Genomic DNA, 18,881 nt, shown 5'->3' on the forward strand with positions numbered 1-18,881 from the left:
ATTGCGGCTCGGTACGCGCCACCACGAAATAGCCCCCCAAACCACGAGGAAGACGGTGATTATGGCGCCAATAACAAATTCCATACTCAAGAAGGTAACTGGACACACACAGCCAAACAATACCATTCACGATTGATGACGTCCCATACCAACCAAAGCCGAGAGGTGATGGGGGTATCCTGCGTTAACAGTCAATTTGTTCGTAAGCGCTGAAAATGATAGTGTTTGGGATCACATTGGAGGTCAGAAATACAATGTCTGGCAATAACACTGATCCCGAAAACAAAGGTTCGCGCCATCGTGCTCCTCTCTTAGGAATTTCAGGAGTGGTAGTTTTCGCTGCTTTGGTTTTCATCGCGTTGTTGTTCTACTTGTTTACTCGCTCTGACGGACCAACGCGTGTCGCACCTGCAGCTTCCGAAACAACGCAGAGTGAGTGAGATAAAAATTCGACTTTTCGCGAATTTCTGTCGGTTTGACACAAACGTTCTTTTGTGCAGCGCACCACCGGCGATCGGCCGGGGGGAAGTCGAAAAGATTCAAGTGAACTACTCAGCGCTTAGTTTGGTTCTGACGGACCAACGCGGCTTGGCACGCGCCAGCTTTTTGGGGTGCGCGCGCGCCAAGGCGCTGACTACCCCAAAGGCATTCCAATTCCCTAGGATACGCCACCGCCTCAAAAGCGGTGGCAAAGTTTTTATGGTCAAAGTTGCAGTTTGGGCTGGTTAAATTGCAAACTGATGCAGGCTTTCACACAATTCCGTCGTAGGGCTCAACCACACTTGGAATGCCCGCAGCTCCTGCAAGTCATGCAACCTTCGATCATCACCATATCGAATTGACCACAGGACGGACAGGTTTTGCCGCGTGGTGCATCCATGTTGACTACTTGCGCTTGAGGATCGGATTTCAGCCCCATACCTTCACCTTCGAGAAAGCCGATATTGATCAGGTGCTGCTCAATCACGCCACCGATCGCCGCCAGGATCGACGGGATGTACTTACCCTGAACCCAGGCCCCACCGCGCGGATCGAACACCGCCTTCAGCTCCTCAACCACAAAGGACACATCCCCACCCCGACGGAACACGGCCGAGATCATTCGGGTAAGTGCCAGTGTCCATGCATAGTGCTCCATGTTCTTCGAGTTGATGAACACTTCGAACGGGCGGCGGCGACCGCCGATGACGATATCATTGATGGTCAGATAGATCGCGTGCTCGCTATCGGGCCATTTCAGTTTGTAGGTCGACCCTTCCAACGCCTGCGGACGATCCAGCGGCTCGGACATATAGACCACTTCACCACCATCGACCTCGTGCGGAGCGGCAGCGCTTTCGCCCGGCGCAGTGTCTGCACTTTCCGAGACGGTCAACACAGATCCGGTCACGTCATTCGGCCGATAGGTGGTACAGCCTTTGCACCCCTGATCCCAGGCCTGCATGTAGACATCCTTGAAGGCGTCAAAGCTGATATCTTCGGGGCAATTGATCGTCTTAGAAATCGAACTGTCGATCCACTTCTGCGCCGCAGCTTGCATCTTGACGTGATCGGATGGAGGAAGCGTCTGCGCATTGACGAAATAGTCGGGCAATTCCAAATCCCCGAACTTGTCGCGCCACATCTGCACGGCGTAATCGACCACCTCTTCCTCGGTGCGTGAGCCGTCTTTTTGCAGCACCTTGCGCGTATAGGCATAAGCAAAGACCGGCTCGATCCCCGAAGACACGTTCCCGGCGTAAAGGGAAATCGTCCCCGTCGGCGCAATCGACGTCAGCAATGCGTTGCGGATGCCATGTTCACGGATCGCATCGCGCACATCCTCGTCCATCTGCTGCATCGTACCGCTAGCCAGATATTTCTCGGCATCGAACAGAGGGAATGCCCCTTTTTCCTTCGCCAAGTCCACCGACGCCAGATACGCGGCGCGGGCGATCGCGTGCAACCAGCGCTCGGTCTGACGCGCCGCCTCGTCCGAGCCATAGCGCAGGCCCTTCATCAACAACGCATCGGCCAGTCCCGTCACGCCTAGGCCGATGCGGCGCTTGGCCTGTGCCTCGGCCGCCTGTTCCGGCAGCGGGAATTTGGATGCATCAACCACATTGTCCATCATGCGAATGGCCGTGGCGACAAGTTCCTGCAACGCGGCTTCATCCAGATGGGCCGCTTTCTCGAACGGTTCCGCAACCAATCGCGCTAGGTTTATCGAACCCAAAAGACACGCACCATAAGGCGGCAAGGGCTGTTCACCACATGGGTTGGTCGCCGCGATTGTTTCTACATAGCTCAGGTTGTTGGACTGATTAATGCGGTCGATGAAGATCACGCCCGGCTCGGCAAAATCATAGGTGGCCTGCATGATCTTGTTCCACAGGTCACGCGCCTGAACGGTGTGGTACACCTTATCTCCAAACACCAGGTCCCACGGGCCATCAGCTTTGACAGCTTCCATGAAGGGGTCGGTCACCAACACAGACATGTTGAACATGCGCAGGCGGGCCGGGTCTGATTTAGCCGTGATGAACTGTTCGATATCCGGGTGATCGCAGCGCATGGTTGCCATCATCGCCCCACGACGCGAGCCCGCCGACATGATTGTTCGGCACATCGCGTCCCACACATCCATGAACGACAACGGCCCCGAGGCATCGGCGGCCACCCCATGCACATCCGCGCCACGCGGACGGATGGTCGAGAAATCATAACCGATCCCCCCACCCTGCTGCATGGTCAACGCAGCCTCTTTCAGCATGTCGAAAATACCGCCCATGCTGTCGGGCACTGTCCCCATGACGAAACAATTGAACAGGGTCACCTGACGCGCAGTGCCCGCACCGGCGGTGATGCGCCCGGCGGGCAAGTATTTAAAATCCTCCAGCGCCTCAAAGAACTTGTCTTCCCAATGTTCCTGATCTTTCTCCACCCGCGCCAGATCGCGGGCGATGCGTCGCCAGCTGTCTTCGACCGTCTGGTCGATGGGCGTGCCATCCGCCTTCTTAAAGCGGTATTTCATGTCCCAGATCTGCTCGGCGATGGGGGCGGCAAAGCGGCTCATTGGTGATTCCCTGTACTGAAAGAGGTATCCAGACTACCCTAAATCACATGCACACCACAACACCTTGATGAAAGCCTCCAGAGAGCTACAATATCAAGATACGCCTCGGGACGACTCTGTGGGAAAGCTGTGGATAACTACGTAAACCTGATAAAACTGTCAGTCGGTTCGGAAAGCGTCGACACGCTGATCGCGTGGCAGAACAGCCGCAAACCGCTGTACGAGGACGGCTGCCCGCGCCATGTTACCCGGATGTGGCCCAAGCGCGAGGCCGAGATTCTGAACGGCGGATCAATCTATTGGGTGATCAAGGGTGTGGTCCAATGCCGTCAGCGCATCCTGCGGCTGGACGAAGTACGCGGCGAAGATGGCATCCGCCGCTGTGCCATCGTACTGGACCCCGAGATACATCGCACCCAAACCGCTCTGAAACGCCCGTTCCAGGGCTGGCGCTACCTAAAACCAGAGGACACCCCCGCCGACCTGCCGCAAGGGCGCGAGCAGGACGACGCCCTGCCCGACGATCTGAACCGCGCACTGGCGGAAATCGGAGTGCTTTGATCAGCTCAGACGATCCAGCAAATTGGACAGAACCGCTTTGTCATCGGCTGAATAGTTGGGTACCCGGCTGCGCCACAACGTTGCCTGCGATCGCAGGATCACTCCGTCCGACAGAATCTTCAGGTGATTGGCGCGCAGGGTCTCACCGGTCGAAGTGATATCCGCAACAGCTTCAGCCGTTTCGTTCATCACAGTGCCTTCGGTCGCGCCCTGACTGTCGACCAAAGTGTAATCGGCCACGCCCGCGTCTGTCAGAAACTCGCGCACAAGACGGTGGTATTTAGTGGCAATCCGCAGCCGATGACCGTGGGTCTTGCGAAAGGCCGCCGCGACCCCGTCCAGATCGTCCAGCGTATCGACATCCACCCAACAAGCCGGTGTAGCGATGATCAGATCAGCCTTACCGAACCCCAGCTGTGATACTTCCTCTACCTGCTGTTCCCAGCGCGGCAGTTTTTCCTGCACCAGATCAATACCGGTGACACCCAGATGGATGCGCCCCGCAGCCAATTCGCGCGGGATTTCCCCGGCGGACAGCAGGATTAGCGAAACGCCATCAATCCCTTCGACCTTACCTGCATATTCCCGGTCTGACCCGCTGCGCGACAAGGTGATGCCGCGCTTTTCAAACCACGAGAATGTCTTTTCCATCAACCTGCCCTTCGAGGGCACGCCCAGTTTCAGGCTCATTGCGCGCCCTCCTCGATTTCCAGGATCAGGTCAGGGCGCAGCACGCCACCCACAGCAGGGATTTCAGCACCGTTCCCCAACTGCCGGGTCAGCGCATCATACCGCCCACCCGTAGCAACCGGAGGCAGGTCAGGGCGTCCCTCGGCATAGAAACCAAAGACGAACCCGTCGTAATATTCCATGGATGTGCGGCCATAAGCGGCCTCGAAATCCAGCCGCTCGACATCGACGCCGCGTGCCTGCAGCGCGGCCACCCGCGCCCCTAGCCGATCCAGCGCCGGGGTGATCTGCGGCAAGTCCACCGCCACATCGCGCAGTTGTTCCAGTGCAAAGGGCATGGTTTCGCGCACGTTCAGCAGCGTTTCCAGCCCGCCCAGTTCGCTGTCGGAAATCGGGGGTGTGTCGCGGTCTTCACGCAAAGCTTCAATCCGCGCTTCGATCTCACTCGCGCGGCGTTTGCCGATCATCGGCACGTCAATGGCCAGAGGATCCTGTGAGTCCAGCAACGCATCACGGCCTTCAGGCACTTGCTTGCGACCTGCAAACCGATCCAACAAATTGCGGAAGCGGCGCGGGTGCCACAGGTGTCGCATCAGCGCTGCCTTGCGGCGATCCGTGGTACGCAGACCCCGAACCGCAGCTGTCAGGATGCCGATATCACCGGTCGCCGCACGCAGCGCCAGGCCGCGCAATTGCAGAGCGAACAGCGAAAACACCTCGGCATCAGCGCCGGATGGATCGTCGCGGTCAAAAACCTCATACCCGACCTGAATATATTCGTTTGACCGATCCGGATCGTGTTCCTGGCGACGGAAGACCTCACCGGAATAGGTATACCGCGCGGGTTCAGCCCCTTCGCTCATGTGCATCTGCACCACGGGCAGAGTAAAGTCCGGGCGCAACATCTGCTCGCCCCGCAACGCATCCGAGGTCACGTAAGCACGAGCACGGATATCCTCTCCATAGAGGTCCAGCAGAGTTTCCGCTGGTTGCAGCAGCGGCGGGTCAACGACCTGCGCGCCTGCAGCCTCGAACCGGACCCGCATCATCGCGGCGCGGGCTTGTATCTGGGAACGCTTGGCCATCGGTCAGTCCTGACTGTCCAGAATTTCGCGCACCTTGGCGACCAGATCGCCACGCGTCACTTCGAACTGGCTGGGGCGTTCCTTCCACTCCTCCAGCGTGGCGCTTTCGGCGATCTTCGCACCTAGGATCAAGTCCTTGATCTGCACGATGCCATTGGCCTTTTCATCCCCGCCCTCGATCACCGCGATCGGAGAGTTTCGTTTATCCGCATATTTCAGCTGATTGCCAAAATTCTTGGGGTTGCCCAGATAAACCTCGGCCCGAATGCCCGCATTGCGCAACTCGGCCACCATGGCCTGATAGTCGGCCATGCGATCCCTGTCCATCACGGTGACAACCACGGGACCGGTCGCTTGCGCAGCGATCCGGCCTTTTTCACGCAGGGCAGCCAACAAACGGTCAACACCGATGGAGATACCGGTCGCAGGAACTTCCTGCCCGGTAAAGCGCTTGACCAAATCGTCATAGCGACCACCGCCCGAAACCGATCCGAACTGCCGCTTGCGGCCCTTCTCGTCGAAAATTTCAAAGGTCAACTCGGCCTCGTAAACTGGCCCGGTGTAGTAACCGAGGCCACGCACGACCGAGGGGTCAATCTCGATCCGGTCCGCACCGTAACCGCCCGCATCCAGCAGCGCGCCGATCTGTTCCAACTCGGCAATACCATCGGCACCGATCTTGCTGTCACCGACTGCCGCACGCAGATTGGCCAATGTCCCGGCGGTGTCTGCGGCTTTCGAAGTCAGGAAAGCAATCACCGGTTCGGCTTGATCATCGCTGAGACCCACGCCGTCGATGAACGCACCCGAGGCGTCCAATCGGCCTTTGGTTAGCAGCTCACGCACGCCCTGCTCACCAACCTTGTCGAACTTGTCGATGGTTCGCAGAACGTTGTCGCGGGCGGCCAAGTCTTCGCCTAGTCCCATCGCTTCGAGCACACCGTTCAGAACCTTGCGGTTGTTGACCCGTACCAGATAGTCACCACGCGGAATGCCGACGGTTTCCAGAGTGTCCGACAACATCGCGCAGATCTCGGCATCCGCAGCCATCGAGGCTGTACCCACCGTATCCGCATCACACTGATAAAACTGGCGATAGCGCCCCGGTCCCGGCTTTTCGTTGCGCCAAACCGGCCCCATCGCATAGCGACGATAAGGCGTCGGCAGATCGTTGCGGTGCTGCGCATAGACGCGGGCCAAGGGTGCGGTCAAATCATAACGCAGGGCCATCCAGTCGCCCTTGTCGTTCTCGTCCACTTCCTGCCACGCGAACACGCCCTCGTTCGGGCGGTCTACGTCGGGCAGGAACTTGCCCAGCGCTTCAACGGTCTCGACCGCGCTGCTCTCCAAGGCGTCGAACCCGTACCGATGATAGACGTCCGCAATAGCCCGCAGCATCTCGGTGCGCTGCGTGACTTCCTGGCCGAAATAGTCGCGGAACCCTTTCGGCGTTACGGCCTTGGGGCGGGGCTGTTTCTTGGGCTTGGCCATGTGGGGCGTCCTTGGGAGTATACTTGTTCCGCGCGCGGTCTATCCCATGGCCCGCATCGGGGCAAGGCGCGCTTTCGCTGGCCTTGGTGTCACAGGGTCGCTATGACCAGCACAAGACACAGGAGTCCCCTATGCAGCATCTGGAAGAACAGATCGCCCACCTGACCCGTACGGTCGAAGACCTGAACGCAATCGTCACCCAGCAACAGGACGAGATCGACCGTCTGACACGCCGGGTAGAGATGCTGATGCGCCGCGAAGGCGAACGGGCGCAAGAAGGGTCCGGCGGAGTTGTGCTCGGAGACGAACGTCCGCCACACTATTGAACCCAATTTCAATGCCCCCAATAATCGACGGTCAGTAATTTAGCTTCTTCAGCTCCATTGGTTAAATGGGGCCCCATTCAATGCAACCCAATGACGGGAGTAATTCATGATCCAAAGACTCGCTCTTGTTACTGGTGCCGCGCGCGGCATTGGGTTGGCTACCTCAAAACTGTTTCTGCACGACGAGTGGCACGTGGCGATGGTCGATCGTGATGCGGAGGCATTGACTGAGGCGACTAGCGATCTTGATGGCGCGTTGCCAGTTGTAGCTGATGTTTCAGACCAGGATCAGGTCGACGAAATGGTAAAGGCAGTCATGTCGAAGTTCGGACGAATTGACGCCGTGGTAAACAATGCAGGCATCGCCGAATTTGGACCGATCGAGCAACACGAATTTGCGGTGTGGCGCCGTGTCATGGAAACCAATCTTGACGGTGTGTTTCTGGTTTCACAGGCTTCAATTCCAGCCCTTCGCGAAAGCCGAGGGGCTATTGTCAATGTCGCCTCGATCTCGGGACTGCGAGCCAGCACACTACGCGTCGCGTATGGAACGTCAAAGGCAGGCGTCATACACCTAACCAAGCAGCAAGCTGCAGAACTGGGAGAATACGGGATTCGTGCCAATTGCGTCTGTCCGGGCCCGGTGCGCACCAAGCTTGCGATGGCGGTCCACACACCCGAAATCATCGCTGCATATCACGACGCCATTCCACTGAACCGGTATGGTTCGGAAGAAGAGATCGCTCAGGTGATTAAATTTCTCTGCTCGGACAAGGCCAGCTATGTAACGGGCCAAGTGATTGCTTCCGATGGAGGTTTTGAGAGCACAGGCGTCGGGCTGCCCGCGCTGCGAACACCCGACTAAACTCTCAGACCCGAATTTTAGTCAGAAACACAGAAATCCGTTGACTACAGACCCAACGTCGACTTCACCGCATTATCAACCACTCCGCCCAAGAGGGCATCCTTATCCGCAGCGCATCCTTCTGAAAGCGCAGCTATGAATGCTTCACGCAGCTGGACCTTTTCCTCGTCAGTGGTCGCATGGTCTTCGATGTTGATCTGGCGATTGTAGAGCGACAGAGCCGTCATCTTTTCGACAACGGTTACGACGAAGGCTTCGTCTCCATCCGCCTCCTCAGCAATCGAGGCGCAGGTATAGTGCATCACAGGCAATGCGTCCTGCACCATCTGTTCAGCAGCCTCATCGGCCGTCACCACGCACGGAGCCGCAAGGATCGCGGCGCAAACGGGCATTCTGAGTCTAAAAAACCACATCACTATCACTTCCAATTATGTCCGATAATGGCACCGGCCACGCCTCCGATCGCCGCGCCCTTGCCGTCGCCGACCAAGGCACCCACGCCAGCGCCGATCAAAGCACCTTCGATCGTTTGCTTTTTCTTCTTGTCATCCTTGTCATCTGCCAGCGCTCCGGACGCCATCGCCAGTGACGCGGCCGCTGCCAAAGCAAGTGTTCTGAACCCAATAGCTGAAATTGCCATAGCTGTGCCCTCCTGTGACACGCCCCAAACCGGGGCATGACCTCAGCCTAGCGACGCGAAAACCCTGTGGCAACAATAGGGTGGGTCAGATTTCCTCGACCAGGGCCACGCCATCCAAAGATTTGATCGCACCCTTGATCTGCGGGTTGATCGGGAAGTCTTGCCCCAAATCCATCTCGACGTCCCCTGGCAGGCCGGGGTCCAGAAGACAAATGTGGATCGGTCCCTTGGCCGCGCGCTTGGCCGCGCCGGCCGCGTCTTCCAGCACCTTGGCGACCGTCGGCAACACCTCAGGCACGTCAACAAAGATCCGCAAGCCCGTTGCACCCGCTTCGGCCACAACCGAATCCACCGGCCCCACTGAACGGGCCAGCAGTTTCAACTGATCGGATTCCATCGTCGCTTCGGCGGACAGAACAACCTGTGCGCCGGTTTCCAGAAACTCGCGTGATTTCTCTAGCGTCTCTGAGAACAGTGTGACCTCATACGCCCCGCTTGGATCAGACAATTGCGCAAAGGCAAAACGGTTGCCCTTGGCCGATTTGCGCTCTTGCCGCCCCGAAACCACACCGGCCATCTTGGCAATGAACGGACCCGAACGCGCCTTTTCCGTCACCTCATCCAATGTCATGACCTTCTTGCGTTTCAGCGCGGGCATGTAGTCGTCCAGCGGGTGACCAGACAGGTAGAAACCAATCGCCTTGAATTCCTCGCTCAGGCGTTCCGCAGGCAACCAGTCCGGCGTCGGCGACAGGCGGGGTTCGGGCAAGTCATCGCCCGCCTCACCAAACAAAGACACTTGGTTCGAGTTCTTCTGGTCGTGAATCGCCGCCGAATACTGCACCAGCGGATCGAGGCTTTCGAACACGCGGCGGCGGTTCTTATCAAGCTGGTCGAACGCCCCGGCCCGCGCCAGCATCTCAAGCGGGCGCTTGCCAACCTTCTTCAGGTCTACCCGGCGGGCGAAATCGAACAGGTTTACAAAAGGTTTGTCCCCGCGTCCCTCGACGACAAGATTCATCGCTTCGACACCCACGTTCTTGAGTGCGCCCAGCGCGTAGACCAAGTGCCCTTCAACTACATCAAATGTCGACAAAGATCGATTCACGCAGGGCGGCACATAGGGCAGCTCCAGCCCCTTGCGGACCTCTTCGAAATAGACGGCCAGCTTGTCGGTCAGGTGGATATCGCAGTTCATGACGCCTGCCATGAACTCGACCGGATGGTTCGCTTTCAGCCATCCCGTCTGGTAGCTGACCACCGCATAAGCGGCGGCGTGGGATTTGTTGAAGCCGTAGTTGGCGAATTTTTCCAGCAGGTCGAAAACCTCAGAGGCTTTCTTGGCGTCCACGCCATTCTCGCCCGCACCCTTTTCGAATTTCGGGCGCTCGGCATCCATCGCCTCTTTGATCTTCTTACCCATCGCGCGGCGCAGAAGGTCGGCACCGCCCAGCGAATACCCCGCCATGACCTGAGCGATCTGCATCACCTGTTCCTGATAGACGATGATGCCTTGGGTTTCCTCTAGGATGTAGTCAATTAGCGGGTGTACCGACTCGATCTTGCGCAGCCCGTTCTTGACCTCGCAATAGGTCGGGATGTTCTCCATTGGACCCGGACGATACAGAGCCACAAGGGCGACAATGTCCTCGATGCAGGTTGGCTTCATGCGCTTGAGCGCGTCCATCATGCCCGAGGATTCCACCTGGAACACTGCCACGGTCTTGGCCGCCGAATAGAGTTTATACGTCGCCTCATCATCCAGCGGGATGGCGTTGATCTGGTTTTCGGCCCCGTCAGCGGGCTCATAAAGCTCTGTACCGTCCGCCGCGACGTGCAGAGACCGCCCGCCCTTGAAAATCAGGTCCATCGCATTCTGGATCACAGTCAGGGTTTTCAGACCCAGAAAGTCGAACTTGACCAGACCGGCCTGCTCTACCCATTTCATGTTGAATTGGGTTGCAGGCATATCCGATCGCGGATCCTGATACAGCGGTACCAGCGCGTCGAGCGGGCGGTCTCCAATCACCACACCCGCCGCGTGGGTCGAGGCGTTTCGCAGCAGCCCCTCGACCTGTTGGCCATAGGTGAGCAGCCGGTCCACGACCTCTTCACTGCGGGCCTCTTCGCGGAGGCGGGGTTCATCCTTCAAGGCTTTTTCGATGGAGACCGGTTTGACACCCTCAACCGGAATCATCTTGGATAGGCGGTCAACCTGCCCGTATGGCATCTGTAGAACCCGCCCGATATCGCGCACCGCCGCTTTCGACAGCAAGGCTCCAAAGGTGATGATCTGCCCCACCTTGTCGCGCCCGTATTTCTGCTGCACGTAGCGGATCACCTCTTCGCGGCGGTCCATGCAGAAGTCGATATCGAAGTCGGGCATCGAGACCCGCTCGGGGTTGAGGAACCGTTCGAACAGCAGCGAATAGCGCAGCGGGTCAAGGTCGGTGATCGTCAGCGCATAAGCCACCAGCGAGCCCGCGCCCGAACCCCGGCCTGGCCCCACGGGGATGTCGTGATCTTTGGCCCATTGAATAAAATCGGCAACGATCAGGAAGTAGCCGGGGAAACCCATTCCTTCGATGATACCGAGTTCAAAATCCAGGCGCTCCTGATATTCCTCGGGCGTCACCGCATGCGGGATCACGGCCAGACGTTTCTGCAACCCCTCATTGGCGATTCGGCGCAGTTCAGCAACCTCGTCATCTGCGAACTTTGGCAGGATCGGATCGCGGCGATAGGCCATGAAGGCACAGCGTTTGGCGATCTCGACGGTGTTCTCGAGCGCCTCGGGCAGATCGGCGAACAGTGTCACCATCTCTTGCTGCGACTTAAAATAATGCTGCGCGGTCAGGCGGCGGCGACCATCCTGCTGGTCAACATAAGCACCCTCGGCAATGCAAATCAGCGCATCGTGGGCCTCGTACATATCCGAGGTCGGGAGATAGACGTCGTTGGTAGCGACCAAAGGCAGGTTCTTGGCGTAAGCCATCTCGATATGGCCACGCTCAGTCAACCGTTCGGATTCAGGCTGGCCACCCTCGCCGGGATGACGCTGCAGTTCGATGTAAAGGCGATCTGGGAACATCGCTGTCAGCCGATCCACCAGAACCTCAGCTGCAGGACGCTGGCCCTGCTGCAGCAGCATTCCCACTGGCCCTTCCGGCCCACCGGACAAGCAGATCAGGCCATCGGACCGCTCTGCCAGTTCCTCTAAAGTGACCTGCGGCAGCTGCCCGCCTTTATCCACGTAAAGGCAGGAACTGAGTTTCATCAGGTTTTCATAGCCAACCTCGGACTGCGCCAGCAGCACCAAAGGCGCGGGAATTTTCGGCTTTTCGCCCGGCTGCGCCTGCACATAGGTCAGATCCACCTGGCACCCCATGATCGGCTGCACCCCTGCCCCGCTTGCGGTGACCGAGAATTCCAAGGCCGAGAACATGCTGTTTGTGTCGGTAACGGCAACGGCGGGCATCTCCATCTTTTCGCACAGGGCGGGCAGCTTTTTCAGCCGCACAGCGCCTTCCAGCAGGGAATATTCAGTGTGAACGCGGAGGTGAATGAATCGAGGAGTACTGCTCATAACGCCTACGCTATCGCAGCCAGAGGCGCGGCAAAAGCGGGAACCGTCGCTTTGGGAGACATAAAAAACAAGCGTTGATTATTCGGATTTTTTAGAAGGTGCTTCGGGTAGAATTACGGGACGCTACAAGAAAACACTTTATTTTCAGTCTTCTGAACACCAAAAAGGTAAATTGTTTTCGCGAAAAACAGTGCTAATGGTATATCATATAGGCAGTTTTTCTTGCCAGAGAACCTGCCGTGTTTCTAACATCTAATGGCAAGCTTTCCGCCCGCCACTCTTTCTACGTCGCATCGAAGGAGTGCCACAGGGGCGCAACTGGGTAAGGCGACGGGTTTCTCGAATGGATATCACGTTTCTTCTGAACGGAGAGACAGTGGAACTGGCGGATGTCAATCCGACAGCAACCCTGCTGGATTGGCTACGCGAGGATCGGAGCCTGACCGGCACTAAGGAAGGCTGCAACGAAGGCGACTGCGGGGCCTGTACCGTCATGGTCACGGATGAGGGTGGTGCCAAGGCATTGAATTCCTGCATCCTGTTTCTGCCGCAACTACACGGCAAAGCCGTCCGCACTGTCGAAGGCGCAAGCGGCCCGAATGGTGAAGCCCATCCGGTGCAACAAGCCATGGTAGATTTGCACGGGTCGCAATGCGGCTTTTGCACCCCCGGTTTCGTGATGTCGATGGTGGCAAGCCATTCCAGCGGCGCAAAAGATCATGATACTCAGCTGGCGGGAAACCTGTGCCGCTGCACCGGATACGCCCCAATCATCCGCGCGGCAAAAGCCGCCGAAGAACACCCCGTGCCCGTATGGATCAAGGACGAACCCCTTGCTGCACCTGCAACAACGCCCATGCTGCCCAGTTCGTCCGACGAACTGGCCGCCGTTTATGCCGAGCACCCCGATGCCACTCTGGTCGCGGGCGCAACCGATGTTGGTTTGTGGGTCACCAAGCAATTGCGTGATCTTGATCCGGTGATCTTCCTGAATCGCTGTGACGATCTGAAGGACATTACGATTTCCGACGATGAAATCCGTTTCGGCGCCATGGTTGACATGAATCGGATGGGCGAGTCGTTGGCCGACCTGCACCCGTCTTATGCCGAGATGATCCGACGATACGCCAGCGTTCAGGTGCGCCATGCCGCGACCGTTGGTGGGAACATCGCCAATGGCTCACCTATCGGGGACAACCCTCCTGCGCTGATCGCTCTGAACGCCACCCTGCATCTGCGCAAAGGTGACACCCGCCGTTCCCTGCCACTGGAAGACTTCTTCATCGACTATGGCAAGCAAGACCGCACCCCCGGCGAATTTGTCGAAGCCGTCAGCTTCCCCCGTCAGGCGGATCGCCTGAAGGCTTATAAGATCAGCAAACGGTTCGATCAGGATATCTCGGCTGTCTGCGGCTGTTTCAACATCACCGTATCAGACGACATCGTCGATCAGGCCCGCATCGCCTTTGGCGGCATGGCTGGCGTCCCGAAACGGGCCGCTCATGTCGAGGCCGCATTGAACAGCAAACCGTGGACACTCGCAACGGTGCAAGCTGCAATGCAGGCCTTTGGCGATGACTTCACACCAATGACGGATATGCGCGCCTCGGCCACCTATCGTCTGGAAACCGCCAAGGCGCTACTTGAAAGGTACTTCCTTGAGGATCAGGGACACGTAACCAACGTGCTGGAGGTGTCGTCATGAGCGTGACCAGTCCCCTTCCCCATGACGCGGCCCCGCTGCATGTGTCCGGCAACGCACGTTACGTGGACGACATTCCGACGCCCAAGGGAACGCTTTATCTGGCGTTTGGTTTGAGCCCGATTGCCAAGGGCAAGATCACCGCGATGGATTTGTCTGCGGTCAAAGCAGCCGAAGGCGTCGAGACGGTCATGACGGCCGAAGACCTGCCTTTTGCCAACGATGTCTCGCCCTCGATCCACGATGAGCCGTTGCTGTCGGACGGCACCGTTCATTACATCGGCCAGCCCGTGTTTCTTGTGGTTGCTACAAGCCATCTGGCCGCCCGCAAGGGCGCGCGGCTGGGCAAAGTCGCCTATGACGAAGAAACCCCGATCCTTACGGTCGAAGAAGCTCTTGCCGCCGACAGTCGGTTCGAAGAAGGCCCGCGCATCTATGCCAAGGGCGACGCGGATGCGGCCATCGCAAGCGCTGCCCATGTGATCGAAGGGGGCTTTGAACTCGGCGGGCAGGAGCATTTCTATCTGGAGGGTCAGGCGGCCCTGGCCGTGCCGAACGAAGGCGTGGATATGCTGGTACACAGCTCGACCCAGCACCCGACCGAAATTCAGCACAAGGTTGCCGACGCTCTGGGCGTTCCGATGCACGCCGTCCGGGTCGAAACCCGCCGCATGGGCGGAGGGTTCGGTGGCAAGGAAAGCCAGGGCAATGCGCTGGCCGTGGCCTGCGCCATTGCCGCGCGTGCGACCGGCAAGGCCTGCAAGATGCGCTATGACCGCGACGATGACATGGTCATCACCGGCAAGCGTCATGCGTTCCGCATTTCCTATCGTGCCGGGTTTGATGAGCATGGCCATATTCAGGGCGTGTCCTTCTTGCAATATGCCATCTGCGGCTGGGCACAGGACCTGTCTCTGCCCGTCGCCGACCGCGCCATGCTGCATTCGGACAATGCCTATCTGCTGCCCAACGCGCGGATTGAAAGTCATCGGTTGAAGACCAACACCCAATCCGCCACCGCCTATCGCGGCTTTGGCGGCCCGCAGGGCATGATCGCGATCGAACGGGTCATGGATCACGCCGCCCACGCGTTGGACATAGACCCGGTCGAGCTGCGCCGCCGGAACTATTACGACCCTGCCCATGCGCCAACCATGAAACCTGAGCATCTGGCGAAGAAACCGTTGGAACGTGTCGATCCGCATGAGGACCTGACGAGTCTCGGCGCGGTCGAACAGGTTGAGACCGCCCCTCCCGTGCGTCCAGTTCCGCAAGGCGGCAATACAACGCCCTATGGTATGGAAGTCACTGATTTCGAGCTGCACGGCATGACCGAAGACCTGCTGAAATCCAGCGACTATGCTGCGCGCAAAGCGGCGATTGAGATTTGGAATGCCAAAAACAGCGTGATCAAGAAAGGCATCGCTTTTTCTCCGGTCAAATTCGGTATCTCGTTCACGCTAACCCACCTGAACCAGGCGGGTGCGCTGGTACATGTGTATCAGGATGGCTCGGTTCATCTGAACCATGGTGGCACAGAAATGGGTCAGGGCCTGTTCCAGAAAGTCGCGCAGGTCGCGGCGTCGCGCTTTGGTATCTCGCCAGAGATGGTGAAGATCACCGCAACGGATACGGCCAAAGTACCCAATACATCCGCCACTGCCGCGTCCTCGGGCAGCGACCTGAACGGAATGGCGGTGAAGGCCGCGTGCGACACGATACGCGACCGGATGGCCAACTATCTTGCCGAACGGCATCAGGCTGATCCGTCAACGGTCACCTTTACGGACGGTCACGTTTCGGTCGGCGAAGAACGCTATACCTTCGCCGAAGCCGCGGCGATGGTCTACCAAGGCCGGGTCAGTCTGTCTGCGACCGGATTTTACAAGACTCCCAAGATCGAATGGGACCGGATCAAGGGTCGCGGCCGTCCGTTTTATTACTTTGCTTATGGCGCTTCGGTCACCGAGGTCGCCATCGATACCCTGACTGGCGAGAACCGCATCCTGCGCACTGATATTCTGCATGATGCGGGCGCGTCGCTGAACCCGGCATTGGATATCGGGCAGGTTGAAGGCGGCTACGTGCAGGGCGCGGGCTGGCTAACGACCGAGGAACTGGTCTGGGACGGCAAGGGCAACCTACGCACGCACGCGCCCTCGACCTACAAAATCCCCGCCTGCTCGGACCGGCCCGACATCTTCAACGTAGCACTCTGGGATGGCCAGAACCGCGAGGACACAATCTATCGCTCGAAAGCCGTAGGTGAGCCACCCTTTATGTTGGGTATTTCCGCCTGGCTGGCGCTGTCCAACGCAGTCGCAGCCTGCGGCGGCGACTATCCAGCGCTGGACGCCCCAGCCACGGCTGAGGAAGTCTGGCGCGGCGTCCAAAGGATGAAGGGAGGCATCTGATGGGATTTGACCTGGAGGCTTTGAGGGAGGCGGTCAAAACCCACGGAACAGTAACCCGGGTGGTCCTAGCGGCGATCAAGGGGTCGTCCCCGCGCGAAGTTGGGGCGGCCATGCTGGTTTGGAAGGATGGGCAATGCGGTACAATCGGGGGTGGCGTGCTAGAGTTTCAAGCAGCCCAAGCCGCGCGGACCCAGACTGCGGCCTCTCGCCTGACGCACCATGCGCTTGGGCCTGACATGGGCCAATGCTGCGGCGGCGCGGTCTCGCTGATTAGCGAAGTCTTTGATACCAAAGCGGTGAACGCGCTGGACGAAACGGTCATCGCGAGATCGCCATTGGGTGGTGACATGCCCCTATCTGTCAAACGTCTGCTGGCGGCGGCACGCGGACAGGGCATCGCGCCCGATCCGCAATTGGTCGACGGATGGATGATTGAGCCGGTGCACAAACCGGCCCGTAATCTGTGGATCTGGGGCGCAGGTCATGTCGGTCGAGCGCTGGTAGATGTTCTGCACCCAGTGCCGGAACTGGCAGTCACATGGGTCGACACCGCGACTGAGCGTTTCCCAGATACGATCCCGAACAGCGTAACAGTGGTTCCGGTCGCGAAACCGGCCGAGTTGGTGCGCCACGTACCGACCAATGCCGAACATCTTGTGCTGACTTATTCACACAATCTGGACTTAGAATTGTGCAACCGGCTGCTTTCGCACGATTTCCGCTTTGCGGGGCTGATCGGCTCGGCTACGAAATGGGCGCGATTCCGGTCTCGGCTAGCGGCTCTGGGCCATGCGCCGGAACGGATAGGCCGGATCACCTGCCCAATCGGCGACCCCGGTTTGGGCAAACACCCGCAAATGATTGCCATAGGCGTTGCAGCAGACCTGCTGCGTCCCGCCCGGCAGAACGAATTGAAGAAGGACCTGAGCGCGTGACCACTCCACTGCTAAGCTTACAAGGTTTGACCAAGGCCTATCCCGGCGTCGTGGCCAACGATCAGGTGTCCTTTGACATCGGCGAAGGCGAAGTGCATGCCCTGCTAGGCGAAAACGGCGCGGGTAAATCCACGCTGGTCAAAATGATCTATGGGCTGGTCAAGCCCGACAGTGGCACGATGCTGCTGCGCGGTCAGGCGTTTGCGCCACCGGAACCCCGCGCCGCGCGGGCCGACGGGATCGCAATGGTGTTCCAGCATTTCTCGCTGTTTGACGCGCTGAACGTGGCCGAGAACATCGCGCTGGGGATGGAGAACCCGCCGCCGATGGGTGATCTGGCCTCGCGTATCCGCGAAGTGTCGGAAACCTATGGCCTGCCGCTGGACCCTTTCCGCACCGTTGGTGACCTGTCTGCGGGTGAACGTCAGCGGGTCGAGATCATCCGCTGTCTGTTGCAGGACCCCAAGCTGCTGATCATGGACGAGCCGACCTCGGTTCTGACCCCGCAAGAGGTTGAAATCCTGTTCGAAACGCTGAACAAGTTGCGGTCCGAGGGCACCTCGATCCTGTATATCTCGCACAAGCTCGAAGAAATCCGCACGCTGTGCGACCACGCTACTATTCTGCGTCTGGGTAAGAACGTGGGTGAGTGTGTACCTGCTGAAACCTCGGCGCGGGACATGGCCGAGATGATGGTCGGCTCAACCTTGCAGACACCGGAACGCTCGGGTCGTGAATTTGGTGAGGTGGCACTGGATGTCAGCGGGCTGTCGGTTCCGTCGCCCTCGGAATTCGGGACGGCCTTGAAGAACGTTCACATGACAGTCCGTAAAGGCGAAGTTCTTGGTGTCGGCGGCGTGGCTGGCAACGGTCAGGATGAACTGCTGGGCGTGTTGTCTGGTGAAATTCAGACAACGGCTGACGCGATCAAATTCAATGGTCAGCCGATTGGTAAACTGGGCCCGACGGCCCGCCGCAAACTGGGTGTTTTGACCGCACCTGAAGAACGGCTGGGCCATGCTGCAGCACCAGACATGAGCCTGACCGAAAACGCATTGCTGACCGGTTCGGTCCGCGAGGGGTTGGAAAATAACGGCTTTCTAAAGTGGTCAGAAACCAAAAGCTTCGCAGAAAAAATCATTAGCGCCTTCGACGTCCGCACGCCGGGGCCAGAGAACGCGGCGCGGTCGCTTTCCGGTGGCAACCTGCAGAAATTCGTGATCGGACGCGAGGTGTTGCAGAACCCTGACGTTCTGGTGGTAAACCAGCCCACCTGGGGCGTGGACGCGGCGGCGGCAGCCTCGATCCGCCAGTCCATTCTGGATTTAGCCGCCAAGGGAACGGCGGTGATCTGCATTTCTCAGGATCTGGATGAACTGATGGAAATCTCGGACAGCTTTGCAGCCCTCAACGAAGGGCGGCTAAGCGCGCCGCGTACAACTACCGGCCTGACGGTGGATGAGATCGGCCTGATGATGGGTGGCGCGCATGGCATGGAGGTGGCTCATGTCTAATCCATTGCAAAATAATG

14 protein-coding genes are annotated in these 18,881 nt (G+C 58.6%); 7 read left to right on the forward strand and 7 right to left on the reverse strand.

What is annotated here, in order from left to right; translation table 11 throughout:
• Positions 1-772: 772 nt before the first annotated feature.
• Complete coding sequence (locus tag ACR0DT_RS20570; protein WP_480712546.1) at positions 773-3,055, reverse strand: adenosylcobalamin-dependent ribonucleoside-diphosphate reductase; 2,283 nt, start codon at positions 3,053-3,055, stop codon at positions 773-775.
• Between the two features lie 129 nt (positions 3,056-3,184).
• On the opposite strand from ACR0DT_RS20570, the gene ACR0DT_RS20575 reads away from it, so the two are divergent.
• Positions 3,185-3,616, forward strand: coding sequence for a DUF1489 family protein (locus tag ACR0DT_RS20575; protein ID WP_480712547.1), 432 nt, complete (start codon positions 3,185-3,187; stop codon positions 3,614-3,616).
• Here ACR0DT_RS20575 and hisG read toward each other — a convergent pair whose 3' ends face one another.
• The 3 genes from hisG to hisS are packed head-to-tail and all read right to left on the reverse strand — an operon-like array spanning position 3,617 to position 6,882.
• Entirely contained in the window at positions 3,617-4,306 is a 690-nt protein-coding gene (gene hisG / locus ACR0DT_RS20580; RefSeq protein WP_480712548.1) for an ATP phosphoribosyltransferase, read from the reverse strand.
• The gene (locus ACR0DT_RS20585) at positions 4,303-5,391 is read right to left on the reverse strand and encodes an ATP phosphoribosyltransferase regulatory subunit (RefSeq protein ID WP_480712549.1); all 1,089 of its coding nucleotides are present in this window, start codon (positions 5,389-5,391) and stop codon (positions 4,303-4,305) included. The genes hisG and ACR0DT_RS20585 overlap by 4 nt, the downstream gene beginning before the upstream one ends.
• 3 nt (positions 5,392-5,394) lie before the next feature.
• Positions 5,395-6,882, reverse strand: coding sequence for a histidine--tRNA ligase (hisS, locus tag ACR0DT_RS20590; RefSeq protein WP_480712550.1), 1,488 nt, complete (start codon positions 6,880-6,882; stop codon positions 5,395-5,397).
• 131 nt (positions 6,883-7,013) lie between these two features.
• Here hisS and ACR0DT_RS20595 point away from each other — a divergent pair, with 131 nt between their 5' ends.
• Both ACR0DT_RS20595 and ACR0DT_RS20600 read left to right on the forward strand, forming a co-directional pair.
• The gene (locus ACR0DT_RS20595; protein WP_170407015.1) at positions 7,014-7,208 is read left to right on the forward strand and encodes a SlyX family protein; all 195 of its coding nucleotides are present in this window, start codon (positions 7,014-7,016) and stop codon (positions 7,206-7,208) included.
• Between the two features lie 106 nt (positions 7,209-7,314).
• Positions 7,315-8,073, forward strand: coding sequence for an SDR family NAD(P)-dependent oxidoreductase (locus ACR0DT_RS20600; RefSeq protein WP_480712551.1), 759 nt, complete (start codon positions 7,315-7,317; stop codon positions 8,071-8,073).
• Positions 8,074-8,117: 44 nt separating this feature from the next.
• On the opposite strand, the gene ACR0DT_RS20605 is transcribed toward ACR0DT_RS20600, so the two are convergent.
• The 3 genes from ACR0DT_RS20605 to dnaE form a co-directional block, all read right to left on the reverse strand.
• On the reverse strand, positions 8,118-8,486 hold the full coding sequence (locus ACR0DT_RS20605) for a hypothetical protein (RefSeq protein WP_480712552.1): 369 nt from the start codon (positions 8,484-8,486) through the stop codon (positions 8,118-8,120).
• 5 nt (positions 8,487-8,491) lie between these two features.
• Positions 8,492-8,713 carry a YMGG-like glycine zipper-containing protein gene (locus ACR0DT_RS20610; protein ID WP_480712553.1) on the reverse strand — a complete coding sequence of 74 codons (222 nt, stop codon included), beginning with the start codon at positions 8,711-8,713 and terminating at the stop codon, positions 8,492-8,494.
• Between the two features lie 85 nt (positions 8,714-8,798).
• Positions 8,799-12,299: a DNA polymerase III subunit alpha gene (gene dnaE / locus ACR0DT_RS20615; RefSeq protein ID WP_480712554.1), complete on the reverse strand. Its 3,501-nt coding sequence runs from the start codon at positions 12,297-12,299 to the stop codon at positions 8,799-8,801.
• A 343-nt stretch (positions 12,300-12,642) separates the two neighbouring features.
• On the opposite strand from dnaE, the gene xdhA reads away from it, so the two are divergent.
• From xdhA to ACR0DT_RS20635, 4 genes are read left to right on the forward strand one after another with little or no spacing between them, the layout of a single operon-like run.
• Positions 12,643-14,004 (forward strand): xanthine dehydrogenase small subunit, encoded by a 1,362-nt coding sequence (gene xdhA, locus ACR0DT_RS20620; RefSeq protein ID WP_480712555.1) that lies wholly within the window; start codon positions 12,643-12,645, stop codon positions 14,002-14,004.
• Positions 14,001-16,415 (forward strand): xanthine dehydrogenase molybdopterin binding subunit, encoded by a 2,415-nt coding sequence (xdhB, locus tag ACR0DT_RS20625; protein ID WP_480712556.1) that lies wholly within the window; start codon positions 14,001-14,003, stop codon positions 16,413-16,415. The genes xdhA and xdhB overlap by 4 nt, the downstream gene beginning before the upstream one ends.
• A complete protein-coding gene (gene xdhC / locus ACR0DT_RS20630) occupies positions 16,415-17,350 on the forward strand; it encodes a xanthine dehydrogenase accessory protein XdhC (protein WP_480712557.1) in 936 nt (311 codons plus the stop codon). The genes xdhB and xdhC overlap by 1 nt, the downstream gene beginning before the upstream one ends.
• Entirely contained in the window at positions 17,347-18,864 is a 1,518-nt protein-coding gene (locus ACR0DT_RS20635; RefSeq protein WP_480712558.1) for an ABC transporter ATP-binding protein, read from the forward strand. Before xdhC ends, ACR0DT_RS20635 begins: the two co-directional genes overlap by 4 nt.
• Positions 18,865-18,881 lie beyond the last annotated feature (17 nt).

It is taken from the genome of Ruegeria sp. BI11, assembly GCF_056538005.1.